Origin of the sequence: Streptomyces sp. NPDC003720 (assembly GCF_042875075.1) — a bacterium.
Taxonomy (GTDB): domain Bacteria; phylum Actinomycetota; class Actinomycetes; order Streptomycetales; family Streptomycetaceae; genus Streptomyces.
Window position 1 is genome coordinate 218,430 of sequence record NZ_JBIANZ010000009.1, and the last position, 20,219, is coordinate 238,648.

The 20,219-nt window shown below is 71.9% G+C and carries 15 protein-coding genes; 12 read left to right on the plus strand and 3 right to left on the minus strand.

The annotated features are described in order from the left end of the window. Nucleotides 1-47 precede the first annotated feature (47 nt). On the plus strand, nucleotides 48-3,083 hold the full coding sequence (uvrA, locus tag ACFYU0_RS25350) for an excinuclease ABC subunit UvrA (RefSeq protein ID WP_351672874.1): 3,036 nt from the start codon (nucleotides 48-50) through the stop codon (nucleotides 3,081-3,083). Nucleotides 3,084-3,170: 87 nt separating this feature from the next. Here the strand turns inward: uvrA and ACFYU0_RS25355 are convergent, their stop codons facing one another. Together ACFYU0_RS25355 and ACFYU0_RS25360 are read right to left on the minus strand one after the other, a co-directional pair. Then, on the minus strand, nucleotides 3,171-4,082 hold the full coding sequence (locus ACFYU0_RS25355; protein ID WP_389304335.1) for a carbohydrate kinase: 912 nt from the start codon (nucleotides 4,080-4,082) through the stop codon (nucleotides 3,171-3,173). After that, a complete protein-coding gene (locus tag ACFYU0_RS25360) occupies nucleotides 4,079-5,203 on the minus strand; it encodes a LacI family DNA-binding transcriptional regulator (RefSeq protein WP_389304337.1) in 1,125 nt (374 codons plus the stop codon). Before ACFYU0_RS25360 ends, ACFYU0_RS25355 begins: the two co-directional genes overlap by 4 nt. Before the next feature lie 297 nt (nucleotides 5,204-5,500). On the opposite strand from ACFYU0_RS25360, the gene ACFYU0_RS25365 reads away from it, so the two are divergent. Further along, the gene (locus ACFYU0_RS25365) at nucleotides 5,501-5,926 is read left to right on the plus strand and encodes a Rieske (2Fe-2S) protein (RefSeq protein ID WP_351672868.1); all 426 of its coding nucleotides are present in this window, start codon (nucleotides 5,501-5,503) and stop codon (nucleotides 5,924-5,926) included. Between the two features lie 19 nt (nucleotides 5,927-5,945). On the opposite strand, the gene ACFYU0_RS25370 is transcribed toward ACFYU0_RS25365, so the two are convergent. After that, nucleotides 5,946-6,887 carry a hypothetical protein gene (locus ACFYU0_RS25370; RefSeq protein WP_351672866.1) on the minus strand — a complete coding sequence of 314 codons (942 nt, stop codon included), beginning with the start codon at nucleotides 6,885-6,887 and terminating at the stop codon, nucleotides 5,946-5,948. A 347-nt stretch (nucleotides 6,888-7,234) separates the two neighbouring features. Between ACFYU0_RS25370 and uvrC the strand changes: the two genes are divergently transcribed. The 10 genes from uvrC to ACFYU0_RS25420 all read left to right on the plus strand — a co-directional run bounded on the left by uvrC (nucleotide 7,235) and on the right by ACFYU0_RS25420 (nucleotide 20,160). Continuing rightward, a complete protein-coding gene (gene uvrC / locus ACFYU0_RS25375; RefSeq protein WP_389304339.1) occupies nucleotides 7,235-9,616 on the plus strand; it encodes an excinuclease ABC subunit UvrC in 2,382 nt (793 codons plus the stop codon). After that, a complete protein-coding gene (gene rapZ, locus ACFYU0_RS25380; protein WP_389304341.1) occupies nucleotides 9,613-10,638 on the plus strand; it encodes an RNase adapter RapZ in 1,026 nt (341 codons plus the stop codon). Before uvrC ends, rapZ begins: the two co-directional genes overlap by 4 nt. Then, the gene (gene yvcK, locus ACFYU0_RS25385) at nucleotides 10,635-11,729 is read left to right on the plus strand and encodes a uridine diphosphate-N-acetylglucosamine-binding protein YvcK (protein WP_389304342.1); all 1,095 of its coding nucleotides are present in this window, start codon (nucleotides 10,635-10,637) and stop codon (nucleotides 11,727-11,729) included. Before rapZ ends, yvcK begins: the two co-directional genes overlap by 4 nt. Beyond that, the gene (gene whiA, locus ACFYU0_RS25390; RefSeq protein ID WP_351672858.1) at nucleotides 11,720-12,709 is read left to right on the plus strand and encodes a DNA-binding protein WhiA; all 990 of its coding nucleotides are present in this window, start codon (nucleotides 11,720-11,722) and stop codon (nucleotides 12,707-12,709) included. Before yvcK ends, whiA begins: the two co-directional genes overlap by 10 nt. A 151-nt stretch (nucleotides 12,710-12,860) precedes the next feature. Next, entirely contained in the window at nucleotides 12,861-15,824 is a 2,964-nt protein-coding gene (locus tag ACFYU0_RS25395) for a M14 family zinc carboxypeptidase (RefSeq protein WP_389304343.1), read from the plus strand. A gap of 296 nt (nucleotides 15,825-16,120) precedes the next feature. After that, on the plus strand, nucleotides 16,121-17,131 hold the full coding sequence (gene gap, locus ACFYU0_RS25400; RefSeq protein WP_351672854.1) for a type I glyceraldehyde-3-phosphate dehydrogenase: 1,011 nt from the start codon (nucleotides 16,121-16,123) through the stop codon (nucleotides 17,129-17,131). A gap of 144 nt (nucleotides 17,132-17,275) precedes the next feature. After that, complete coding sequence (locus tag ACFYU0_RS25405; protein ID WP_351672852.1) at nucleotides 17,276-18,487, plus strand: phosphoglycerate kinase; 1,212 nt, start codon at nucleotides 17,276-17,278, stop codon at nucleotides 18,485-18,487. A gap of 5 nt (nucleotides 18,488-18,492) precedes the next feature. Then, the gene (gene tpiA / locus ACFYU0_RS25410; protein WP_351672850.1) at nucleotides 18,493-19,269 is read left to right on the plus strand and encodes a triose-phosphate isomerase; all 777 of its coding nucleotides are present in this window, start codon (nucleotides 18,493-18,495) and stop codon (nucleotides 19,267-19,269) included. Between the two features lie 114 nt (nucleotides 19,270-19,383). After that, nucleotides 19,384-19,614, plus strand: coding sequence for a preprotein translocase subunit SecG (gene secG / locus ACFYU0_RS25415; RefSeq protein ID WP_351672906.1), 231 nt, complete (start codon nucleotides 19,384-19,386; stop codon nucleotides 19,612-19,614). 210 nt (nucleotides 19,615-19,824) lie between these two features. Then, nucleotides 19,825-20,160, plus strand: coding sequence for an RNA polymerase-binding protein RbpA (locus ACFYU0_RS25420; protein ID WP_003957010.1), 336 nt, complete (start codon nucleotides 19,825-19,827; stop codon nucleotides 20,158-20,160). Nucleotides 20,161-20,219 lie beyond the last annotated feature (59 nt).

Sequence of the window (20,219 nt, forward strand, 5' to 3'; positions counted from 1 at the left end):
GGGGCCCCGGCCCCTGTCACTTCTCTCAAGAAAGGTGCGGACCCGGCGTGGCCGACCGTCTCATCGTCCGTGGAGCGCGCGAGCACAACCTGAAGAACGTCTCGCTCGACCTCCCGCGCGACTCGCTCATCGTCTTCACGGGCCTGTCGGGGTCGGGCAAGTCCTCGCTGGCCTTCGACACGATCTTCGCCGAGGGGCAGCGGCGCTACGTGGAGTCGCTCTCCTCGTACGCCCGGCAGTTCCTCGGCCAGATGGACAAGCCGGACGTGGACTTCATCGAGGGTCTGTCCCCGGCCGTCTCCATCGACCAGAAGTCGACCTCGCGCAACCCGCGCTCGACGGTCGGCACCATCACCGAGGTCTACGACTACCTGCGTCTGCTCTTCGCGCGCATCGGCAAGCCGCACTGTCCCGAGTGCGGCCGGCCCATCTCGCGGCAGTCGCCGCAGGCCATCGTCGACAAGGTCCTGGAGCTGCCGGAGGGCAGCCGCTTCCAGGTGCTGTCGCCGCTGGTGCGCGAGCGCAAGGGCGAGTTCGTCGACCTCTTCTCCGACCTGCAGACCAAGGGCTACTCCCGCGCGCGTGTGGACGGCGAGACGATCCAGCTCTCCGAGCCGCCCACGCTGAAGAAGCAGGAGAAGCACACCATCGAGGTGGTCGTCGACCGCCTCACGGTCAAGGACTCCGCCAAGCGCCGCCTCACCGACTCCGTCGAGACCGCGCTCGGCCTGTCCGGCGGCATGGTCGTGCTCGACTTCGTCGACCTCCCCGAGGACGACCCCGAGCGCGAGCGCATGTACTCGGAGCACCTGTACTGCCCGTACGACGACCTGTCCTTCGAGGAGCTGGAGCCGCGCTCCTTCTCCTTCAACTCGCCCTTCGGCGCCTGCCCCGAGTGCACCGGCATCGGCACGCGCATGGAGGTCGACCCCGAGCTGATCGTCCCGGACGAGGACAAGTCCCTCGACGAGGGCGCCATCCACCCCTGGTCGCACGGCCACACCAAGGACTACTTCGGCCGTCTGATCGGGGCCCTCGCGGACGCCCTCGGCTTCCGCACCGACATCCCCTTCGCAGGCCTGCCCCAGCGGGCGCGGAAGGCCCTGCTGTACGGCCACAAGACCCAGATCGAGGTCCGCTACCGCAACCGGTACGGCCGCGAGCGGGTGTACACCACCCCCTTCGAGGGCGCGGTGCCCTTCGTCAAGCGCCGGCACAGCGAGGCGGAGAGCGACGCCAGCCGCGAGCGCTTCGAGGGCTACATGCGCGAAGTGCCCTGCCCCACCTGCGAGGGCACCCGCCTGAAGCCGATCGTCCTGGCCGTCACGGTCATGGGGAAGTCCATCGCCGAGGTCTCCGCGATGTCGATCAGCGACTGCGCGGACTTCCTGGGCGAGCTGAAGCTGACCGCCCGTGACAAGAAGATCGCCGAGCGGGTCCTGAAGGAGGTCAACGAGCGGCTGAAGTTCCTGGTCGACGTCGGCCTGGACTACCTCTCGCTCAACCGCGCGGCCGGCACCCTCTCCGGCGGCGAGGCCCAGCGCATCCGTCTCGCCACCCAGATCGGCTCCGGTCTGGTCGGCGTCCTGTACGTGCTGGACGAGCCGTCCATCGGCCTGCACCAGCGGGACAACCACCGGCTGATCGAGACCCTGGTCCGGCTGCGCGACATGGGCAACACGCTCATCGTCGTCGAGCACGACGAGGACACCATCAAGGTCGCCGACTGGATCGTGGACATCGGCCCCGGCGCCGGCGAGCACGGCGGCAAGGTCGTGCACAGCGGTTCCCTGAAGGAACTGCTCGCCAACACCGAGTCCGAGACCGGCCAGTACCTGTCGGGCCGCAAGGCGATCCCGCTGCCCGACGTGCGGCGCCCCCGCGACCCGTCCCGGCAGCTGACCGTGCACGGCGCGCGGGAGAACAACCTCCAGGACATCGACGTGTCCTTCCCGCTGGGCGTCTTCACGGCCGTGACGGGCGTGTCCGGCTCCGGCAAGTCGACGCTGGTCAACGACATCCTGTACACGCACCTGGCGCGCGAGCTGAACGGCGCGCGCAACGTCCCCGGACGGCACACGCGCGTGGACGGCGACGACCTGGTCGACAAGGTCGTGCACGTCGACCAGTCGCCCATCGGCCGCACCCCGCGGTCCAACCCGGCGACCTACACCGGCGTCTTCGACCACATCCGCAAGCTGTTCGCCGAGACCACCGAGGCGAAGGTCCGCGGCTACCTGCCCGGCCGCTTCTCCTTCAACGTCAAGGGCGGCCGCTGCGAGAACTGCGCGGGCGACGGCACGATCAAGATCGAGATGAACTTCCTCCCGGACGTCTACGTCCCGTGCGAGGTCTGCCACGGCGCCCGGTACAACCGGGAGACCCTGGAGGTCCACTACAAGGGCAAGTCCATCGCCGAGGTGCTGAACATGCCGATCGAGGAGGCGACCGACTTCTTCGAGGCGGTTCCGTCCATCTCCCGGCACCTGCGCACGCTGAAGGACGTCGGCCTCGGCTACGTCCGGCTCGGCCAGTCCGCGACCACCCTGTCCGGCGGTGAGGCGCAGCGCGTCAAGCTCGCCAGCGAGCTCCAGAAGCGCTCCACCGGCCGCACGGTCTACGTCCTGGACGAGCCGACCACCGGTCTGCACTTCGAGGACATCAGCAAGCTGCTGAAGGTCCTGTCCGGCCTGGTCGACAAGGGCAACACGGTCATCGTCATCGAGCACAACCTCGATGTGATCAAGACCGCCGACTGGCTCGTCGACATGGGCCCGGAGGGCGGCGCCGGCGGCGGCCTCGTGGTCGCCGAGGGCACCCCCGAGGAGGTCGCCGGGGTTCCGGCGAGCCACACCGGCAAGTTCCTGCGCGAGGTCCTCGGCGCCGACCGCGTCAGCGACGCGGCACCGGTGAAGGCGCCGCGCGGCACGGCGGCCAAGCGGACCGCCGCCGCCCGGTCGACGGCGAAGAAGACGGTGACGGCCAAGGCCAACAACACGGCCACCGCGAAGGCCACCGCCAAGAAGGCGTCGCCGGCGAAGACCGCACCGGCGAAGAAGACGACCCGGGCCCGCAAGGCCTGAGGTCACCGGCGGCGCTCCTGACGCGCCGGCCGGCAGACGGCGCCCCGCGATGACGCATCGCGGGGCGCCGCCTGTGTACGAGTGGGGCTACAGCTCGCCCAGTTCGGCCGCGAACGGCGGTTCCGCCCCCGCCCGCGAGCAGGTGATCGCCGCCGCGCGCGCCGCGAACCGCAGCAGCCGCCGCCAGCCGTCCGGGCCCAGGGCCGCGAGGCCCCCGGGCGACAGCGCGTCCCGGGCGGCCAGTCCGTGCAGCAGGGCCGCGTTCACGGTGTCGCCGGCGCCGATGGTGTCCACGACCTCGACCTTCTCACCCGGTACGGAGTACTCGGCGCCGTCCCGGGTGTGCACGGTGAGGCCCTCGCCGCCCCGGGTCACCACGACCGCCGAAGGCCCCGCGGCCAGCCACTCCTGCGGGGTGCCGCCGAGCCACTCGGCGTCCTCGGCGGACAGCTTCAGCAGCGTCACCGAGGGCAGCCAGCCGCAAAAGCGCGCCCTGTAGGCGTCCGCGTCCGGGATCAGTCCGGTGCGGATGTTGGGGTCGAGGGCGGTGAACAGGCCCTGCGCGGCCGCTTCGCGCATCAGCTTCTCGTAGGCGCTCGCCCCGGGCTCCAGGACGAGCGAGCAGGTACCGAAGGACACCGCGCGCGTGCCCGCCGGGAGAGCGGCGGGGGCGGTGAAGAGGCGGTCGGCGGTGCCGTCCACGTAGAACGAGTAGGCGGCCGAGCCGTCGGTGTCGACGGTGGCGACGGCCAGGGTGGTCGGCTCGGGACCGCGCTGCACGTCCGACACCTCCACCCCGGCCCGCCGCAGCCCGTCCAGCAGGGCCTCCCCGAACGGGTCGCGCGAGGCGCGGGAGCAGAAGGCGGTCCGGGAGCCGAGACGGCCGAGGGCCACGGCGGTGTTGTACGGGCCGCCGCCCAGCGCCGGCTTCAGGTCGGCCAGGGCGCCCGGGCCGCGCGGGACCAGGTCGATCAGTGCCTCTCCGGCGACGACGATCACGAGGCGGTTCCCCTCTCCAGAGGCGTGGATGGTTCCGTGGTCCCGCCGGTTCCGGCCGGCGGGGAGCCCACGGCCTCGTCCCGCCGTTCCGGGCATCCGCAGGAGGTGCGGTGGACGAAGGCGCAGGGCAGCCGGACGGTCCTGGGAGGCCGGCCCGGCTCGGCCAGCCGCTCCAGGAGCACATCGACGGCCCGCGCGCCGATCTCCCTGCTGGGCTGGGCGATGGCGGTGAGCCGGGGCGAGAACAGGTCGGCCCAGGCGAAGTCGTCGAAGCAGCCCAGGGCGATGCCGCCCGGTACGGCCAGATTCCGCTCGCGCAGGGTGCGCAGGGCTCCGATGGTCATGGCGTTGTTGGCTGTGACGAGGGCGGTAGGCGGAGCGGGCAGGGCGAGCAGCGCGGCCGTGGCCCGCTCGGCGCCGGCCGACTCCGACAGACCGGACACCACGAGATCCTGGTCGAAGGCCAGTCCGGCGGCCGCGAGGCCCTGCCGGTAACCGGCGATCCGCTCCTCGGTGGTGCTGAGGCCGGGCAGGCCCGCGACCAGTCCGATCCGGCGGTGGCCGAGACCCGCGAGATGACCGGTGAGATCCGCCATCGGGCCGGCGTTCTCGGCGCACACCTGGTCGAACAGGCCCCGGCCGGGGGCTGTGCCGCCGGCCACGGGTTCGGTGGCCGGGAGCACCCGGTCGAGGAACACGGCGGGCACGGCATGACGTCCGAGGTAGGCGACGAGGTCGTGCGGGCGGGCGGACGGGGCGACGATCATGCCGTCCACCCGGCGTTCGTGGAGGAGCTGCACCACCTTGCGCTCGTGCGCGGGGTCGTCGTGCGGATCGGCGATGAGGAGGCTGTAGCCGGCCGCGAGGGCGGCTGCCTCGACTCCCTGGAGGATCTCCGTGAAGTAGGGGTTGCTGATCGCCGACACCGCGAGACCGATGGAGCGGGTGCGGGACGTGACCAGTGAGCGGGCCAGGGTGTTGGGGGTGTAGCCGAGGGCGTCGACGGCGTCGAGCACGGCCTGCCGGGTGGAGGGCAGCACCGGGCGCGTGCCGTTGAGCACGTGGGAGACGGTCGCCACGGAGACTCCGGCGCTGCGGGCCACGTCCGCCATGGTGGGCATCGAGTCGTCCCTTCTCTCCGGCCGTGGCCGGGAAGGTATCGCATCCGCGCGGCCCACGTAAACGCTTGCGCAAACGTTTACGTCTTCCGGTCCTCGCACCTCAGTCACCGTCCCTCCGAAGGCTCCCCTACGGACAGCCGCCTCCGGAACGCACGCCGGACGCACGTCGGACCGGCCCCGGAACACACCCCGGACTCGCCCCCGACCACACCCCATACGCACGTCGGGCCCGCCCCCCGGCTCTCGGCCGTCCCCGGGTATCGTCGGGCTGCACGCCCCCTGACCAGTGGAGATCTGATGCCCGCCCGATCGTCAGCGAGCCGCCGTACCGTCCTCCGCGGAGCCGCCGTGGCCCCGGCCGCGGGGCTGGGCCTCGCCGCCTGCTCGGCCCCGGGCGACGACTCGGCCGACGCGAGCCCGACCACGCCGGTCGACCTCGGCGCGGAGAGCGAGATCGCGAAGGGCGGCGCCAAGCTCTACCGGGACCGGAACGTCGTGGTCAGCAGGGACGCGGGCGGGGCGCTCAAGGCGTACAGCACCGTCTGCACCCACGCCGGCTGCGTGATCAACAAGCTCCGGGGCACCACGCTCGTCTGCCCCTGTCACGGCAGCGAGTTCGACGCGGTGACCGGCGAGGTGCTGCAGGCCCCGGCCACCGAGCCGCTCGGCGAACTCCCCGTCCGCGCCTCGAAGGGGCGGATCATCGCCGGTCCTGGCGCCTGAGCCGGTTCATCCCTGCGGATCACTCCCACTCCCACGCGATGCCCACCAGCCCCGGCCGGATCCGGGGCTCGACCACGTGGACGCCGTGGTGCGGCGCGCTGATCCGCAGTTCCTGCCTGCCGCCGCGCGGGGCAGCCGGGCTGTGCTGGGTGAAGCGGTGGCAGCGGGCCGGCAGCGCCGCCGCGTCGAAGCTCACCTGGAGCGCGTACTGGCCGCCCGGGAAACCGAACCGGTGGACGTACTCGCCCGAGACCCCCGCCGTGCCGTCCTCGACGCCGTAGCGGAAGAGGAACGTGTCGCCGGAGCGCAGCCGGGTGCCGAACAGCAGCTCCGTCACCAGCACACCGGTGTCCTTGTCCCAGCGCGTCCGCCCGGTGCGGCAGTTCTCCAGCGCGCGCACCGTCATCGCGCCCGGACTGCAGCCGGGGTCGCCGTGGTGGACTGCCACGAAACGGTCGACGCCGTCGCGATGGGCCCGCACGATGTGGTGGGACTCCAGGCCGGCGAGCTCGCGCCGGGCGCCGATCCGGACGCGCTCGTGGTGGCCCAGGGTGTGCAGTCCCCCGTCCAGGTGCCAGTCCAGATCGGCCCGCAGCCGGTTCCCGGCGTCACAGGCCGCCGCCCGGGAGCGGTAGGAACGGGCCGGGCGGCCCGGCCCGGCCTCGTCCGGTTCGGTGAGCAGCCGGATCAGCGACTCGTCCGGCAGCCGCAGGATCTCCTCGAGGGCCCGTACCGCGCGCAGCGACTCCGGGCGCTGCGGGCGCCGGGCCCCCTGCTGCCAGTAGCTCAGACTCGTGATGCCGACCCTGACCCCGTGGCGGGAGAGATGGTGCTGCACGCGCTGGAGCGGCAGTCCGCGGGCGGCGATCGCGGCGCGCAGCGCCACATGGAAGGGGCCGCCCCGCAGGGCCGTGTCGAGTTCGGCGGTGGGGACGTCCGCGTGCTCTGTGGCGTGCCGCATGGACAGAGGCCTTTCTGTGAGGTGTCACGACGGCTGGTCAGACCGCTGGCGCGGGCGCGGGTCCACCCCCGTGGGCGCCCGGGCACGCCCGTCTCCGCGCACGTCGCGTCCGTGCCCGGTGGGCACGGCCCCGAGTTCCCACGCATTGAAGCGTGTTGACCATGCCCCGACAACACCGCGGACCGGTCGCGGTCGGCTCTGGCCGGGTCACGGCCCCCGCACGCGCTGTTTCCGGCCGACCCCGCCCGCCCGTCGAGCCCGACCCCGTCCGTCCGGCGAGTTGCTGACCCGGGTGCGCGGCCCACGGGCCCGACGCGCTGTCGGTCCTCGCCAGTAGGGTGTGAAGCATGGCCGACCCCTCCAGCTACCGCCCCAGGCCGGGTGAGATCCCGGACTCTCCGGGGGTGTACAGGTTCCGTGACGAGCACCGCCGGGTGATCTACGTCGGAAAGGCGAAGAGCCTGCGCCAGCGCCTGGCGAACTACTTCCAGGACCTGGCGGGCCTGCACCCCCGCACCCGGACGATGGTGACCACCGCCGCGTCCGTGGAATGGACCGTGGTGTCCACGGAGGTCGAGGCGCTGCAGCTGGAGTACTCCTGGATCAAGGAGTTCGACCCCCGGTTCAACGTCAAGTACCGCGACGACAAGAGCTACCCGTACCTCGCGGTGACGATGAACGAGGAGTTCCCGCGCGTCCAGGTGATGCGCGGTCACAAGAAGAAGGGCGTCAGGTATTTCGGCCCGTACGCGCACGCGTGGGCCATCCGGGACACCGTCGACCTGCTGCTGCGCGTCTTCCCGGTGCGCACCTGCTCGGCCGGTGTCTTCAAGAACGCCGCCCGCACGGGCCGTCCCTGCCTGCTTGGCTACATCGGCAAGTGCTCCGCCCCCTGCGTCGGCCGGATCAGCCCGGAGGACCACCGGGAGCTGGCCGAGGAGTTCAGCGACTTCATGGCCGGCCGCACCGGCACCTACCTCCGCCGTCTGGAGAACCGGATGACGGAGGCGGCGGAGGAGATGGAGTACGAGCGGGCCGCCCGCCTGCGCGACGACATCGGGGCCCTGAGAAAGGCCATGGAGAAGAACGCGGTCGTGCTCGCCGACGCGACCGACGCCGACCTCATCGCCGTCGCCGAGGACGAGCTGGAGGCGGCGGTGCAGATCTTCCACGTCCGTGGCGGCCGGGTCCGCGGCCAGCGCGGCTGGGTGACGGACAAGGTCGAGGACGTCACCACCGGCGCCCTCGTCGAGCACGCCCTGCAGCAGCTCTACGGCGAGGAGAGCGGGGACGCCGTGCCCAAGGAGGTCCTGGTCCCGGCCCTGCCGGAGCCGGTCGAGCCGGTCCAGGAGTGGCTGGCAGTCCGCCGCGGGGCGAACGTCTCGCTGCGCGTGCCGCAGCGCGGCGACAAGAAGGCGCTCATGGAGACCGTGGAGCGCAACGCCCTGCAGGCCCTCGCCCTGCACAAGACCAAGCGCGCCTCCGACCTGACCACGCGCTCGCGCGCGCTGGAGGAGATCGCCGAGGCCCTCGACCTGGACAGCGCGCCGCTGCGGATCGAGTGCTACGACATCTCGCACCTCCAGGGGGACGACGTGGTCGCCTCCATGGTCGTCTTCGAGGACGGACTGCAGCGCAAGAGCGAGTACCGCCGCTTCCAGATCAAGGGCTTCGCCGGGCAGGACGACGTCCGCTCCATGCACGAGGTGATCAGCCGCCGCTTCCGGCGCTACCTGGCCGAGAAGGAGCGGACGGGGGAGTGGACCGACGGCGAGCAGGCGACGACCACCGATGGCGCGCTCGCGCTCGGCGACGGCGGTCCGGCACTCGCGGACGAGGCGCCTGCCCTCGCTGTCGGGGGTCCGGAGCTCGCGGACGAGGGGGCCGCGCCCGCTGTCGGCGGTCCGGAGCTCGCCGACGAGGCGCCTGCCCCCGCTGACGGCGGTCCGGCACTCCGGGGCGAAGGAACCACGCCCGCTGACGGCGGCCCCGCGCTCCCCGGCGAGGGAGCCGCCCCCGCTGGCCCCGCGCTCCCCGGCGAGGGAGCCGCGCCCGCCGAGGGCGGTACCGCGTCCGCAGGGGGCGCGGCGGCTCCACTCGGCGGTACGGACGTGATCGACGGCGCACTCAAGGACGACGACGGACGTCCCAGGAAGTTCGCCTACCCGCCCCAGCTCGTGGTCGTCGACGGCGGGCAGCCGCAGGTCGCCGCGGCGCGCCGGGCGCTGGACGAGCTGGGCATCGACGACATCGCCGTGTGCGGGCTCGCCAAGCGCCTGGAGGAGGTCTGGGTGCCCGGCGAGGACGACCCCGTTGTCCTGCCCCGCACCAGCGAGGGGCTGTACCTGCTCCAGCGCGTCCGCGACGAGGCCCACCGCTTCGCGATCACCTACCAGCGCACCAAGCGCGCCAAGCGTTTCCGCGCAGGACCCCTGGACGACGTGCCCGGCCTCGGCGACACCCGCAAACAGGCGCTCATCAAGCATTTCGGCTCGGTGAAGAGGCTGCGGTCGGCGACAATCGAACAGATCCAGGAGGTGCCCGGGATAGGCCGGAAGACGGCCGAGACCATCGCCGCGGCCCTCGCCGGGGCGGTCCCGGCCGGACCCGCCGTGAACACGGCGACCGGAGAGATCATTGAGGACGAGGAACCCGTGACGGCGGCGGGTTCCGCGGGGGAGCCCGTGAGCGCGGGCCCCCCGGACGAACGACGGGGGCAGGAGACATGACCGAGCACGACGCACAGCCCACGCCACGACGAGAACAGGCGCCTGGGGAAGCGGGCGGGAACCAGCCGCGGCAGGCGGCCGGAGCACACCCGGGGCAGCCGGTCCAGGACAACGGAGGACAGGTGAGTACGGACGTCACACCGGCCGGCCCCGCCGAGGCGGCCATCCCCGAGCTGGTGATCATCTCCGGCATGTCCGGAGCGGGCCGCTCGACGGCGGCCAAGTGTCTGGAGGACCTCGGCTGGTTCGTCGTCGACAACCTGCCGCCCGCCCTCATCCCGACCATGGTCGAGCTGGGCGCCCGCTCCCAGGGCAACGTGGCCCGGATCGCGGTCGTCGTCGACGTGCGCGGCCGCCGCTTCTTCGACAATCTGCGCGAGTCCCTCGCGGACCTGGAGGCCAAGCACGTCACCCGGCGGATCGTCTTCCTCGAGTCGTCCGACGACGCGCTGGTGCGCCGCTTCGAGTCGGTGCGCCGGCCGCACCCGCTGCAGGGCGACGGCCGGATCGTCGACGGCATCGCCGCCGAACGCGAACTGCTGCGCGAGCTGCGCGGCGACGCCGACCTGGTGATCGACACCTCCAGCCTCAACGTGCACGAGCTGCGCGCCAAGATGGACGCCCAGTTCGCCGGGGAGGAGGAGCCCGAACTGCGGGCCACCGTCATGTCCTTCGGCTTCAAGTACGGCCTCCCGGTCGACGCCGACCTGGTCGCGGACATGCGCTTCCTGCCCAACCCGCACTGGGTCCCGGAGCTGCGGCCGTACACCGGCCTCAACGAGGAGGTCGCCCGCTACGTCTTCAACCAGCCCGGCGCCAAGGAGTTCCTCGACCGCTACGCCGAACTGCTGCGCCTCATCGCGGCCGGCTACCGGCGCGAGGGCAAGCGGTACGTGACGATCGCCATCGGCTGCACCGGGGGCAAGCACCGCTCGGTGGCGATGTCGGAGAAGCTCGCCGCGCGCCTCGTGGCCGAGGGCGTGGAGACGGTGGTCGTCCACCGGGACATGGGACGGGAATGACGGAACGCACACGGCGGCTGAGCCGGCTGCGCCGCATGGCGCCGGACAGCCGCTCGGGCCGCACGACGGCCGACGGCGGGGCGGTCCGCCCCGCCGAGGCGCGCGGCGGCCGGCCCCGCAGGCGCGGCGCCCAGCCCAAGGTCGTCGCGCTCGGCGGCGGCATGGGCCTGTCCGCCTCGCTCGCCGCGCTGCGCCGGATCACCGGTGACCTGACCGCCGTCGTCACGGTGGCCGACGACGGCGGCTCCAGCGGGCGCCTGCGCGACGAGCTGGGCGTGCTGCCGCCCGGCGACCTGCGCAAGGCGCTGGCCGCGCTGTGCGGGGACGACGACTGGGGCCAGACCTGGGCCCGGGTCATCCAGCACCGCTTCCAGTCACAGGGCGACCTGCACGACCACGCGGTCGGCAATCTGCTGATCGTGGCCCTGTGGGAGCAGCTCGGCGACCACGTCCAGGCCCTGGACCTGGTCGGCAAGCTGCTCGGCGCGCACGGGCGGGTACTGCCCATGTCCGCCGTGCCGCTGGAGCTGCAGGCGCTGGTCAAGGGGCACGACCCGGATCGCCCCGAGGACGTCGACACCGTCCGCGGTCAGGCGACGGTGGCCCTCACCCCGGGCGAGGTGCAGTCCGTGCACCTCGTGCCGCACGACCCGCCCGCCGTCCCGGAGGCCGTCGCCGCCGTGCTGGACGCGGACTGGGTGGTGCTGGGTCCGGGCTCCTGGTTCTCCTCGGTCATCCCGCACCTGCTCGTCCCCGAGCTGCTGGACGCCCTCACCGCGACCAAGGCGCGCCGTGTACTGTCGCTGAACCTCGCCCCGCAGCCCGGAGAAACCGACGGCTTCTCCCCGCAGCGTCATTTGGAGGTTTTGGGGCGACACGCCCCTAAACTCGCCCTGGACGTGGTGCTGGCCGACGAGGCCGCCGTGCCCGACCGCGACTCGCTCACCGAGGCCGCCAAGCGGCTCGGAGCCGCGGTCGAGCTGGCGCCGGTGGCCCGGCCCGACGGAAGCCCCAGGCACGACCCGGAGCTGTTGGCCGCCGCGTACGACCGTATTTTTCGGATGCATGGAAGGATCGGCCCATGGCGATGACGGCAGCGGTGAAGGACGAGATCTCCCGGCTCCCCGTCACCCGGACCTGCTGCAGGAAGGCGGAGGTCTCCGCCATTCTGCGGTTCGCCGGCGGCCTTCACCTGGTGAGCGGGCGCATCGTGATCGAGGCGGAGCTGGACACCGCGATGGCCGCCCGCCGGCTCAAGCGGGACATCCTGGAGATCTTCGGCCACAGCTCGGAACTGATCGTGATGGCGCCCGGCGGCCTGCGCCGCGGCTCGCGCTACGTCGTGCGGGTGGTGGCGGGCGGCGACCAGCTGGCCCGCCAGACCGGGCTCGTCGACGGCCGCGGCCGTCCGATCCGCGGCCTGCCCCCGCAGGTGGTCTCGGGGGCCACCTGCGACGCGGAGGCCGCCTGGCGCGGGGCGTTCCTGGCGCACGGCTCGCTGACCGAGCCGGGCCGCTCCTCCTCCCTGGAGGTGACGTGCCCCGGACCGGAGGCCGCGCTCGCCCTGGTCGGTGCGGCCCGCCGGCTCTCCATCGCGGCCAAGGCCCGCGAGGTGCGCGGGGTGGACCGGGTGGTCGTGCGCGACGGTGACGCGATCGGCGCCCTGCTGACCCGGCTCGGCGCGCACGAGTCGGTGCTGGCCTGGGAGGAGCGCCGGATGCGGCGCGAGGTGCGGGCCACCGCCAACCGGCTCGCCAACTTCGACGACGCCAACCTGCGCCGCTCGGCCCGCGCCGCCGTGGCCGCGGGCGCCCGGGTGCAGCGCGCCCTGGAGATCCTCGGCGAGGAGGTGCCCGAGCACCTCGCCGCCGCCGGGCGGCTGCGCATGGAGCACAAGCAGGCCTCCCTGGAGGAGCTGGGCGCGCTCGCCGACCCGCCGCTCACCAAGGACGCGGTCGCGGGCCGGATCCGCCGGCTGCTGGCGATGGCCGACAAGCGCGCCTCCGACCTGGGCATCCCGGGCACCGAGTCCAACCTCTCGGAGGAGCTCGCGGACAACCTGGCGGGCTGATCCGCGCCACGCCGACTCGCCGGTGCCGGCGCCCTTCCGGGGCGCCGGCGCCGGCGTTCGCGTGTCCATGTGGCGCCCTTGACTCGATCTTGAGGTGACATGAACCTGGCAGCCTGGTCGCCGCTGTGGCGGTCAGGCCCTAGGGGGGTTCATGAGACACAGAGCGAGATCGATCCTCGCCGTCGGCGCGCTCCTCGCCGGAGCCGCCAGCCTCACGCCCGTCGCCCGGGCGCAGGACCCGGGTTCCGCCCCGCCCCGCTCCGACGAGGTGAAGGTCTTCCGCGCCCAGGTCACCCGCCAGCAGTTACCCCTGCTCCTCGCGGCCGGCCAGGACGGCCGGGAGCTGTCCGAGCAGGTGGGCGCCGGCGGCCGGACGGCCGTCGAGGTCTACCTGACCGACCGGCAGGCGAGGAGGCTCGAACAGCAGGGCGTCCGGCTCACCGAGCACACCCTGCCGGCCCGGACCGAGGCCCGCCTGAAGGGCGCCGCGCAGGGCGTGTTCCGTCCGTACAGCGGCGACGGCGGCCTGAAGGAGGAGATCCTGCGCACGGCGCGGGCCAACCCCGGGCTGACGAAGGTCGAGTCCATCGGGAGGACCGTCGGCGGCCAGGACATCCTCGCGCTCCGGCTGACCAGGGACGCCGGGAAGTCGAAGGACGGTTCCAAACCCGCCGTGCTGTACATGTCCAACCAGCACGCGCGCGAGTGGATCACGCCGGAGACGACCCGCCGCCTGATGCACTACTACCTCGACCACTACCGGACCGACCGGCGGATCCGGAGGATCGTCGACTCGACCGAGCTGTGGTTCGTCCTCTCGGCCAACCCCGACGGCTACGACTACACCTTCAAGAGCCCCGGCAACCGGCTGTGGCGCAAGAACCTCCGCGACGTCAACGGCGACGGTGTCATCAGCGCCGGCGACGGCGTCGACCTCAACCGCAACTTCGCGTACAAGTGGGGCTACGACGACGAGGGTTCGTCCCCCAGCCCGGCCGACGAGACCTACCGCGGCGCGCGCCCCGGGTCCGAGCCCGAGACCGCGGCCCTCGACGCCCTCGAGAAGCGGGTCGGCTTCAAGTACGCCGTCAACTACCACTCGGCGGCCGAACTCCTGCTGTACGGCGTCGGCTGGCAGGTGGCCACGCCCACCCCCGACGACGTCCTGTACCGGGCGCTCGCCGGCACCCCCGCCCGGCCGGCCGTTCCGGGCTACCACTCACAGCTCTCCTCGGAGCTGTACACCACCAACGGCGAGGCGGACGGCCATGCCTCGAACGTCAACGGGGTCTCGATGTTCACCCCCGAGATGTCGACCTGCCAGACCGCCTCGGAGGTCGATCCGGACGACGCCTGGAAGCCCCAGGACTGCCAGTCGGTGTTCAACTTCCCCGACGACGAGAAGCTGATCCAGCAGGAGTTCGCGAAGAACGTCCCCTTCGCGCTCTCGGTCGCCGAGACCGCCGCCCACCCGGACCGGCCGGTCTCCGCGGTCGGGCTCGCCGCCGCCGACATCACCCCGGCCGCGTTCACGACGTCGTACTCCGGCGGCGCCGGCCAGGAGGTCTCGGCCGTCGTCCGCAGGGCGGTCCGCGACAAGACGCTCAAGTACCGCGTCAACAAGGGCCGTACGCACGAGCGGCCGCTGCGGCCCTGGAAGGGCGGCCGGACCTACGGCGGCGAGGACAACCTCTACTTCGACGAGTACCGGGCCACGGTGCGCGGAGGCAGGCCGGGCGACCGGGTCGAGGTGTGGTTCACCGGTGAGACCGGCAAGGGCGGCAGAGCCGGCAAGGTGACCGGACCGCACTTCACGTACACCGTCGCCGAGCGGCCCCGCGCTGACACCCTCGTCGTCGCCGAGGAGGGCGCGAGCGCCCCCGAGGCGGGGAAGTACGCGGACGCGCTCCGGGCGGCCGGGCGCCGGGCGGTCGTGTGGGACGTGGCCGCCCGGGGCGCCCCGGACGCCCTCGGCGTGCTGAAGCACTTCCGCACCGTCGTGCACTACTCGGGCGCGGGCGGACCCGCCAACGCCACCCAGCTCCAGCTGCGCGCCTACCTCAACGAGGGCGGGAAACTGATCGAGGCCGGCGAGCTGGCCGGCGGCAGCGTGGACCTCGGCGGCGGCGCGCGCTCGGACGACTTCAGCCAGTACTACCTGGGCGCCTACAGCCGTACCTCCACCAAGGGGGTCACCGGCTTCACCGGATCCGGCGCCCTGGCCGGCTACAGCGGCGACCTCGGCGACGCGCCCGGCAACCCGCTCGACCGGGCCGGCGCCTACGGCGTCACCTCCGACGAGCTGCCGCCGTCCGCGTACCCGCAGTTCCGGAGCGAGGGCGCGGGCCGGTTCGCCGGCGCCGTCAACCCGTACGGCCCGTACAGCGGCTCCGCCATGGCGGCCGCGGTGCACACCGACGACGCCTACAAGCGCCTCACCCGCACCATCGACCTCACCGGTGTCACCGCGGCGGAGCGGCCCACCCTCTCCACCCGTCTGCTGTGGGACACCGAACCCGGCTACGACCACGCCGTGATCGAGGCGCACACCGTCGGCGCCGGCGACTGGACGACCCTGCCGGAGACGGGCGGTGCCACCACCGACTCCGTGCCGGCCGAGTGCGGAGCCGGCTTCCTGATCGGCGAGCACCCGTGGCTCGGGCACTATCTGACGCTCGCGGACCACGCCTGCGCCGCGACCGGCACCACCGGCTCGTGGCACAGCCTCACCGGCAGCTCCGACGGCTGGCGGCAGGCCGGCTTCGACCTCAGCGCCTACGCCGGGCGGACGGTGGAGGTCTCCATCGCCTACGTCACCGACCCGGGCAGCGGCGGGCACGGCGTGCTCGCCGACGACGCCTCCCTCGTCGTCGGCGGCGCGGCGAAGGACACCGAGGGATTCGAGACGTCCCTCGGCGCCTGGCGGGTGTCCGGACCGCCCGCGGGAAGTCCGGCGGCGCTGAAGGACTGGACGCGGACCGGAGCCCTGTTCCAGACCTACGGAGCGGTCGCCACCGACGACACGGTGCTGCTCGGATTCGGCCTGGAACAGGTGCCGTCGGCCGCCGACCGGGCAGCCGTGATGAGGAAGGCGCTCGCCGCACTCGACAGGTGAGCGAGACCCCCTCTCAACGGTGCGGCGAGGCTTGGTCATCAGGTGAGCCGACCCGCTCACGAACGAGTGAAAAAGGCTCCGTCGGGCACTCGCTTTCCGTAACAAACAGGAGTGAAACGACTGCCGATCCGGGAGGGTCCGTACCCTACTGACGGGTACGGACCGCCTGCCCGTGTATGCGGCATCTCGATGTCACCTCGGGGCCCCCAGAGGGGTAGGGTCGGGGGTGGTCGGGGACATCCCAAATACAGCTCGCCGGCACCGCATGGCCGGCGTACCAACGAGGAGATCGGTTCGTGACGATCCGCGTAGGCATCAACGGCTTCGGCCGCATCGGGCGTAACTACTTCCGCGCACTGCTGCAGCAGGGTGCGGACATCGAGGTCGTGGCCGTCAACGACCTGGGTGACACCGCGACCACCGCGCACCTGCTGAAGTACGACACGATCCTGGGCCGCCTCAAGGAAGAGGTCTCCCACACCGCCGACACGATCACCGTCGACGGCCACACCATCAAGGTGCTGTCGGAGCGCAACCCGTCCGACATCCCCTGGGGCGAGCTGGGCGTCGACATCGTCATCGAGTCGACCGGCATCTTCACCAAGAAGGAAGACGCCGAGAAGCACATCGCCGGCGGCGCCAAGAAGGTCCTCATCTCGGCTCCGGCCAAGGGCGAGGACATCACCATCGTGATGGGCGTCAACCAGGACAAGTACGACCCGGCGAACCACCACGTCATCTCCAACGCCTCCTGCACCACCAACTGCGTGGCGCCGATGGCGAAGGTGCTCGACGAGAACTTCGGCATCGTCAAGGGCCTGATGACGACGGTGCACGCGTACACGAACGACCAGCGCATCCTTGACTTCCCGCACAAGGACCTGCGCCGCGCCCGTGCCGCCGCCGAGAACATCATCCCGACCACCACGGGCGCCGCCAAGGCCACCGCGCTGGTCCTGCCGCAGCTCAAGGGCAAGCTGGACGGCATCGCGATGCGCGTGCCGGTTCCCACCGGCTCCGCCACCGACCTCGTCGTGACGCTCCAGCGCGAGGTCACCAAGGACGAGGTCAACGCCGCGTTCAAGAAGGCCTCCGAGGACGGCGCCCTCAAGGGCTTCCTGGCCTACACCGAGGACGAGATCGTCTCCTCGGACATCGTCGGCGACCCGGCCTCCTGCACCTTCGACTCGTCCCTGACCATGGTCCAGGACGGCAACTCGGTGAAGATCCTCGGCTGGTACGACAACGAGTGGGGCTACTCCAACCGCCTCGTCGACCTCACGGTCTTCGTCGGCGACCAGCTCTGATCGTCCAAGAGCACAGCAGCAGGACCTTGAAGTGAGAGCAGGGCTCGGGCAGCGCACCGTCGCGCTGTCCGAGCCCTGTCTCGCGTACGGATCACGCCCCCATACGATCAGGGGCATCAAGAGCCCTCCTCAGGAGTCCACCCCATGAAGACGATCGACGAACTTCTCGCCGACGGCGTGAGCGGAAAGCGGGTCTTCGTCCGCGCCGACCTCAACGTGCCGCTCGCCGACGGGACCATCACCGACGACGGCCGCATCCGCGCCGTCCTGCCCACCGTGAAGGCCCTCGCGGACGCGGGCGCCAAGGTGGTCGTCGCCTCGCACCTGGGCCGTCCCAAGGGCGCCCCGGACCCCGCCTTCTCCCTCGCCCCGGTCGCCTCCCGCCTCGGTGAACTCCTCGGCTCGGACGTGGCCTTCGCGGCCGACACGGTGGGCCCGTCCGCGCAGGAGACGGTCGCCGGCCTCGCCGACGGCCGGGTCGCCGTCCTGGAGAACCTCCGCTTCAACCCGGGCGAGACGGCCAAGGACGACGCCGAGCGCGCCGCGTTCGCCGACCAGCTCGCCGCCCTCGCCGACGTGTACGTCGGTGACGGCTTCGGCGCGGTGCACCGGGGGCACGCCTCCGTCTACGACCTCCCGGCCCGGCTGCCGCACTACGCCGGCTACCTCATCGCCACCGAGGTCGGCGTCCTCAGGAAGCTCACCGAGGACGTCAAGCGCCCCTACGTCGTCGCGCTCGGCGGCGCCAAGGTCTCCGACAAGCTCGCCGTCATCGACGAGCTGCTCGGCAAGGCCGACCGCCTCCTCATCGGCGGCGGCATGGCCTACACCTTCCTGAAGGCCAAGGGCTACGAGGTCGGCATCTCCCTCCTGCAGGAGGACCAGGTCCCGGCCGTCACCGAGTACATGGAGCGCGCGGAGAAGCAGGGCGTCGAGCTGCTGCTGCCGCTCGACGTCGTGGTCTCCCGCGAGTTCCCCGACCTCAAGGCCAAGGCCCCGACCGAGCACGGCGTGGTCGACGCGGACAAGATCCCCGCCGACCAGGAGGGCCTGGACATCGGCCCGAAGACCCGAGAGCTCTACGCCTCGAAGCTCGCCGACGCCGAGACCGTCTTCTGGAACGGTCCCATGGGCGTCTTCGAGCACCCCGACTACGCCGAGGGCACCAAGGCGGTCGCCCAGGCACTCGTGGAAACCGACGGCTTCACCGTCGTCGGCGGCGGTGACTCCGCCGCGGCCGTGCGTACGCTCGGCTTCGACGAGAACGCATTCGGCCACATCTCGACCGGTGGCGGCGCCTCCCTCGAATACCTCGAGGGCAAGACGCTCCCCGGCCTCGCCGCACTGGAGGACTGAACCCGATGAGCACGCGCACGCCGCTGATGGCGGGCAACTGGAAGATGAACCTCAACCACCTCGAGGCCATCGCGCACGTCCAGAAGCTCGCCTTCGCCCTGGCCGACAAGGACTACGAGGCCGTCGAGGTCGCCGTCCTGCCGCCCTTCACCGACCTGCGCTCCGTGCAGACCCTGGTCGACGGCGACAAGCTGAAGATCAAGTACGGCGCCCAGGACCTCTCGGCCCAGGACTCCGGCGCCTACACCGGCGAGATCTCCGGCTCGATGCTGGCCAAGCTGAAGTGCACGTACGTGGCGGTCGGCCACTCCGAGCGCCGGCAGTACCACAACGAGACCGACGACGTCGTGAACGCCAAGGTCAAGGCCGCCTACAGGCACGGACTGACCCCGATCCTCTGCGTCGGCGAGGAGCTGGACGTCCGCGAGGCGGGCGACCACGTCTCGCACACCCTCGCCCAGGTCGAGGGCGGCCTGAAGGATCTCCCGGCCGAGCAGGCCGAGACGATCGTGATCGCCTACGAGCCCGTCTGGGCCATCGGCACCGGCAAGGTCTGCGGCGCCACGGACGCCCAGGAGGTCTGCGCCGCGATCCGCGCCAAGCTCGCCGAGCTGTACTCCCAGGAGCTGGCCGACAAGGTCCGCATCCAGTACGGCGGCTCCGTGAAGTCGGGCAACGTCGCCGAGATCATGGCGCAGGCCGACATCGACGGCGCGCTGGTCGGCGGCGCCTCGCTGGACGCCGACGAGTTCGTGAAGATCGTCCGCTTCCGCGATCAGTGACCCTGAGCGTGAGTAGGCGGTAACGGCGATTCGTCGTACCCTTGCGGGGGCACGGCCCAGGTGCTGTGCCCCCGTCGTCCATCCGATTCCGAGGAAGTTGGTCCAGCCGTGGTTCTGGGGTTCTCGATCGCCCTGATCGTCTTCAGCCTGCTGATGATGCTGCTGGTGCTGATGCACAAGGGAAAGGGCGGCGGCCTCTCCGACATGTTCGGTGGCGGCATGCAGTCCTCCGTCGGCGGCTCCTCGGTCGCCGAGCGCAACCTGGACCGGATCACCATCGTGGTCGGGGTGCTGTGGTTCGCCTGCATCGTCGTCCTCGGCCTGCTGATGAAGTCGAACGGCTGATCCGCACCGCCCAGGTACATCCATTCCGTACGTAAGGCCCCATGTTCGGTACGCGCTCCGGTGCGCGGCCTATCATGGGGCTTGCGTCTAGGTGCGGGGCCGGTAACTCCAATCACTGGACGCGCGTTGGGCCTTACGTAGACTGAGGCGCTCGCAGCGAAGTGAAACGCCGACTCGCTTTGCGGCACCATCACGCAGGGAGTTACGACCGTGGCAAGTGGCAACGCGATCCGAGGTAGCCGGGTCGGGGCGGGGCCGATGGGCGAGGCCGAGCGCGGCGAGTCCGCGCCGCGTCTGCGCATCTCCTTCTGGTGCTCCAACGGGCACGAGACCCAGCCCAGCTTCGCCAGCGACGCGCAGGTGCCCGATACCTGGGACTGCCCGCGCTGCGGCTTCCCGGCCGGCCAGGACCGGGACAACCCGCCGGACCCGCCGCGCACCGAGCCGTACAAGACGCACCTCGCGTACGTACGGGAGCGGCGCAGCGACGCGGACGGCGAGGCGATCCTCGCCGAGGCCCTCGCCAAACTGCGCGGCGAGATCTGAGACCTGTGACCGGCCGGGTGCCCTGAGCGCCCGGCCGCTGCTGTAGCGGCACCCCGCGC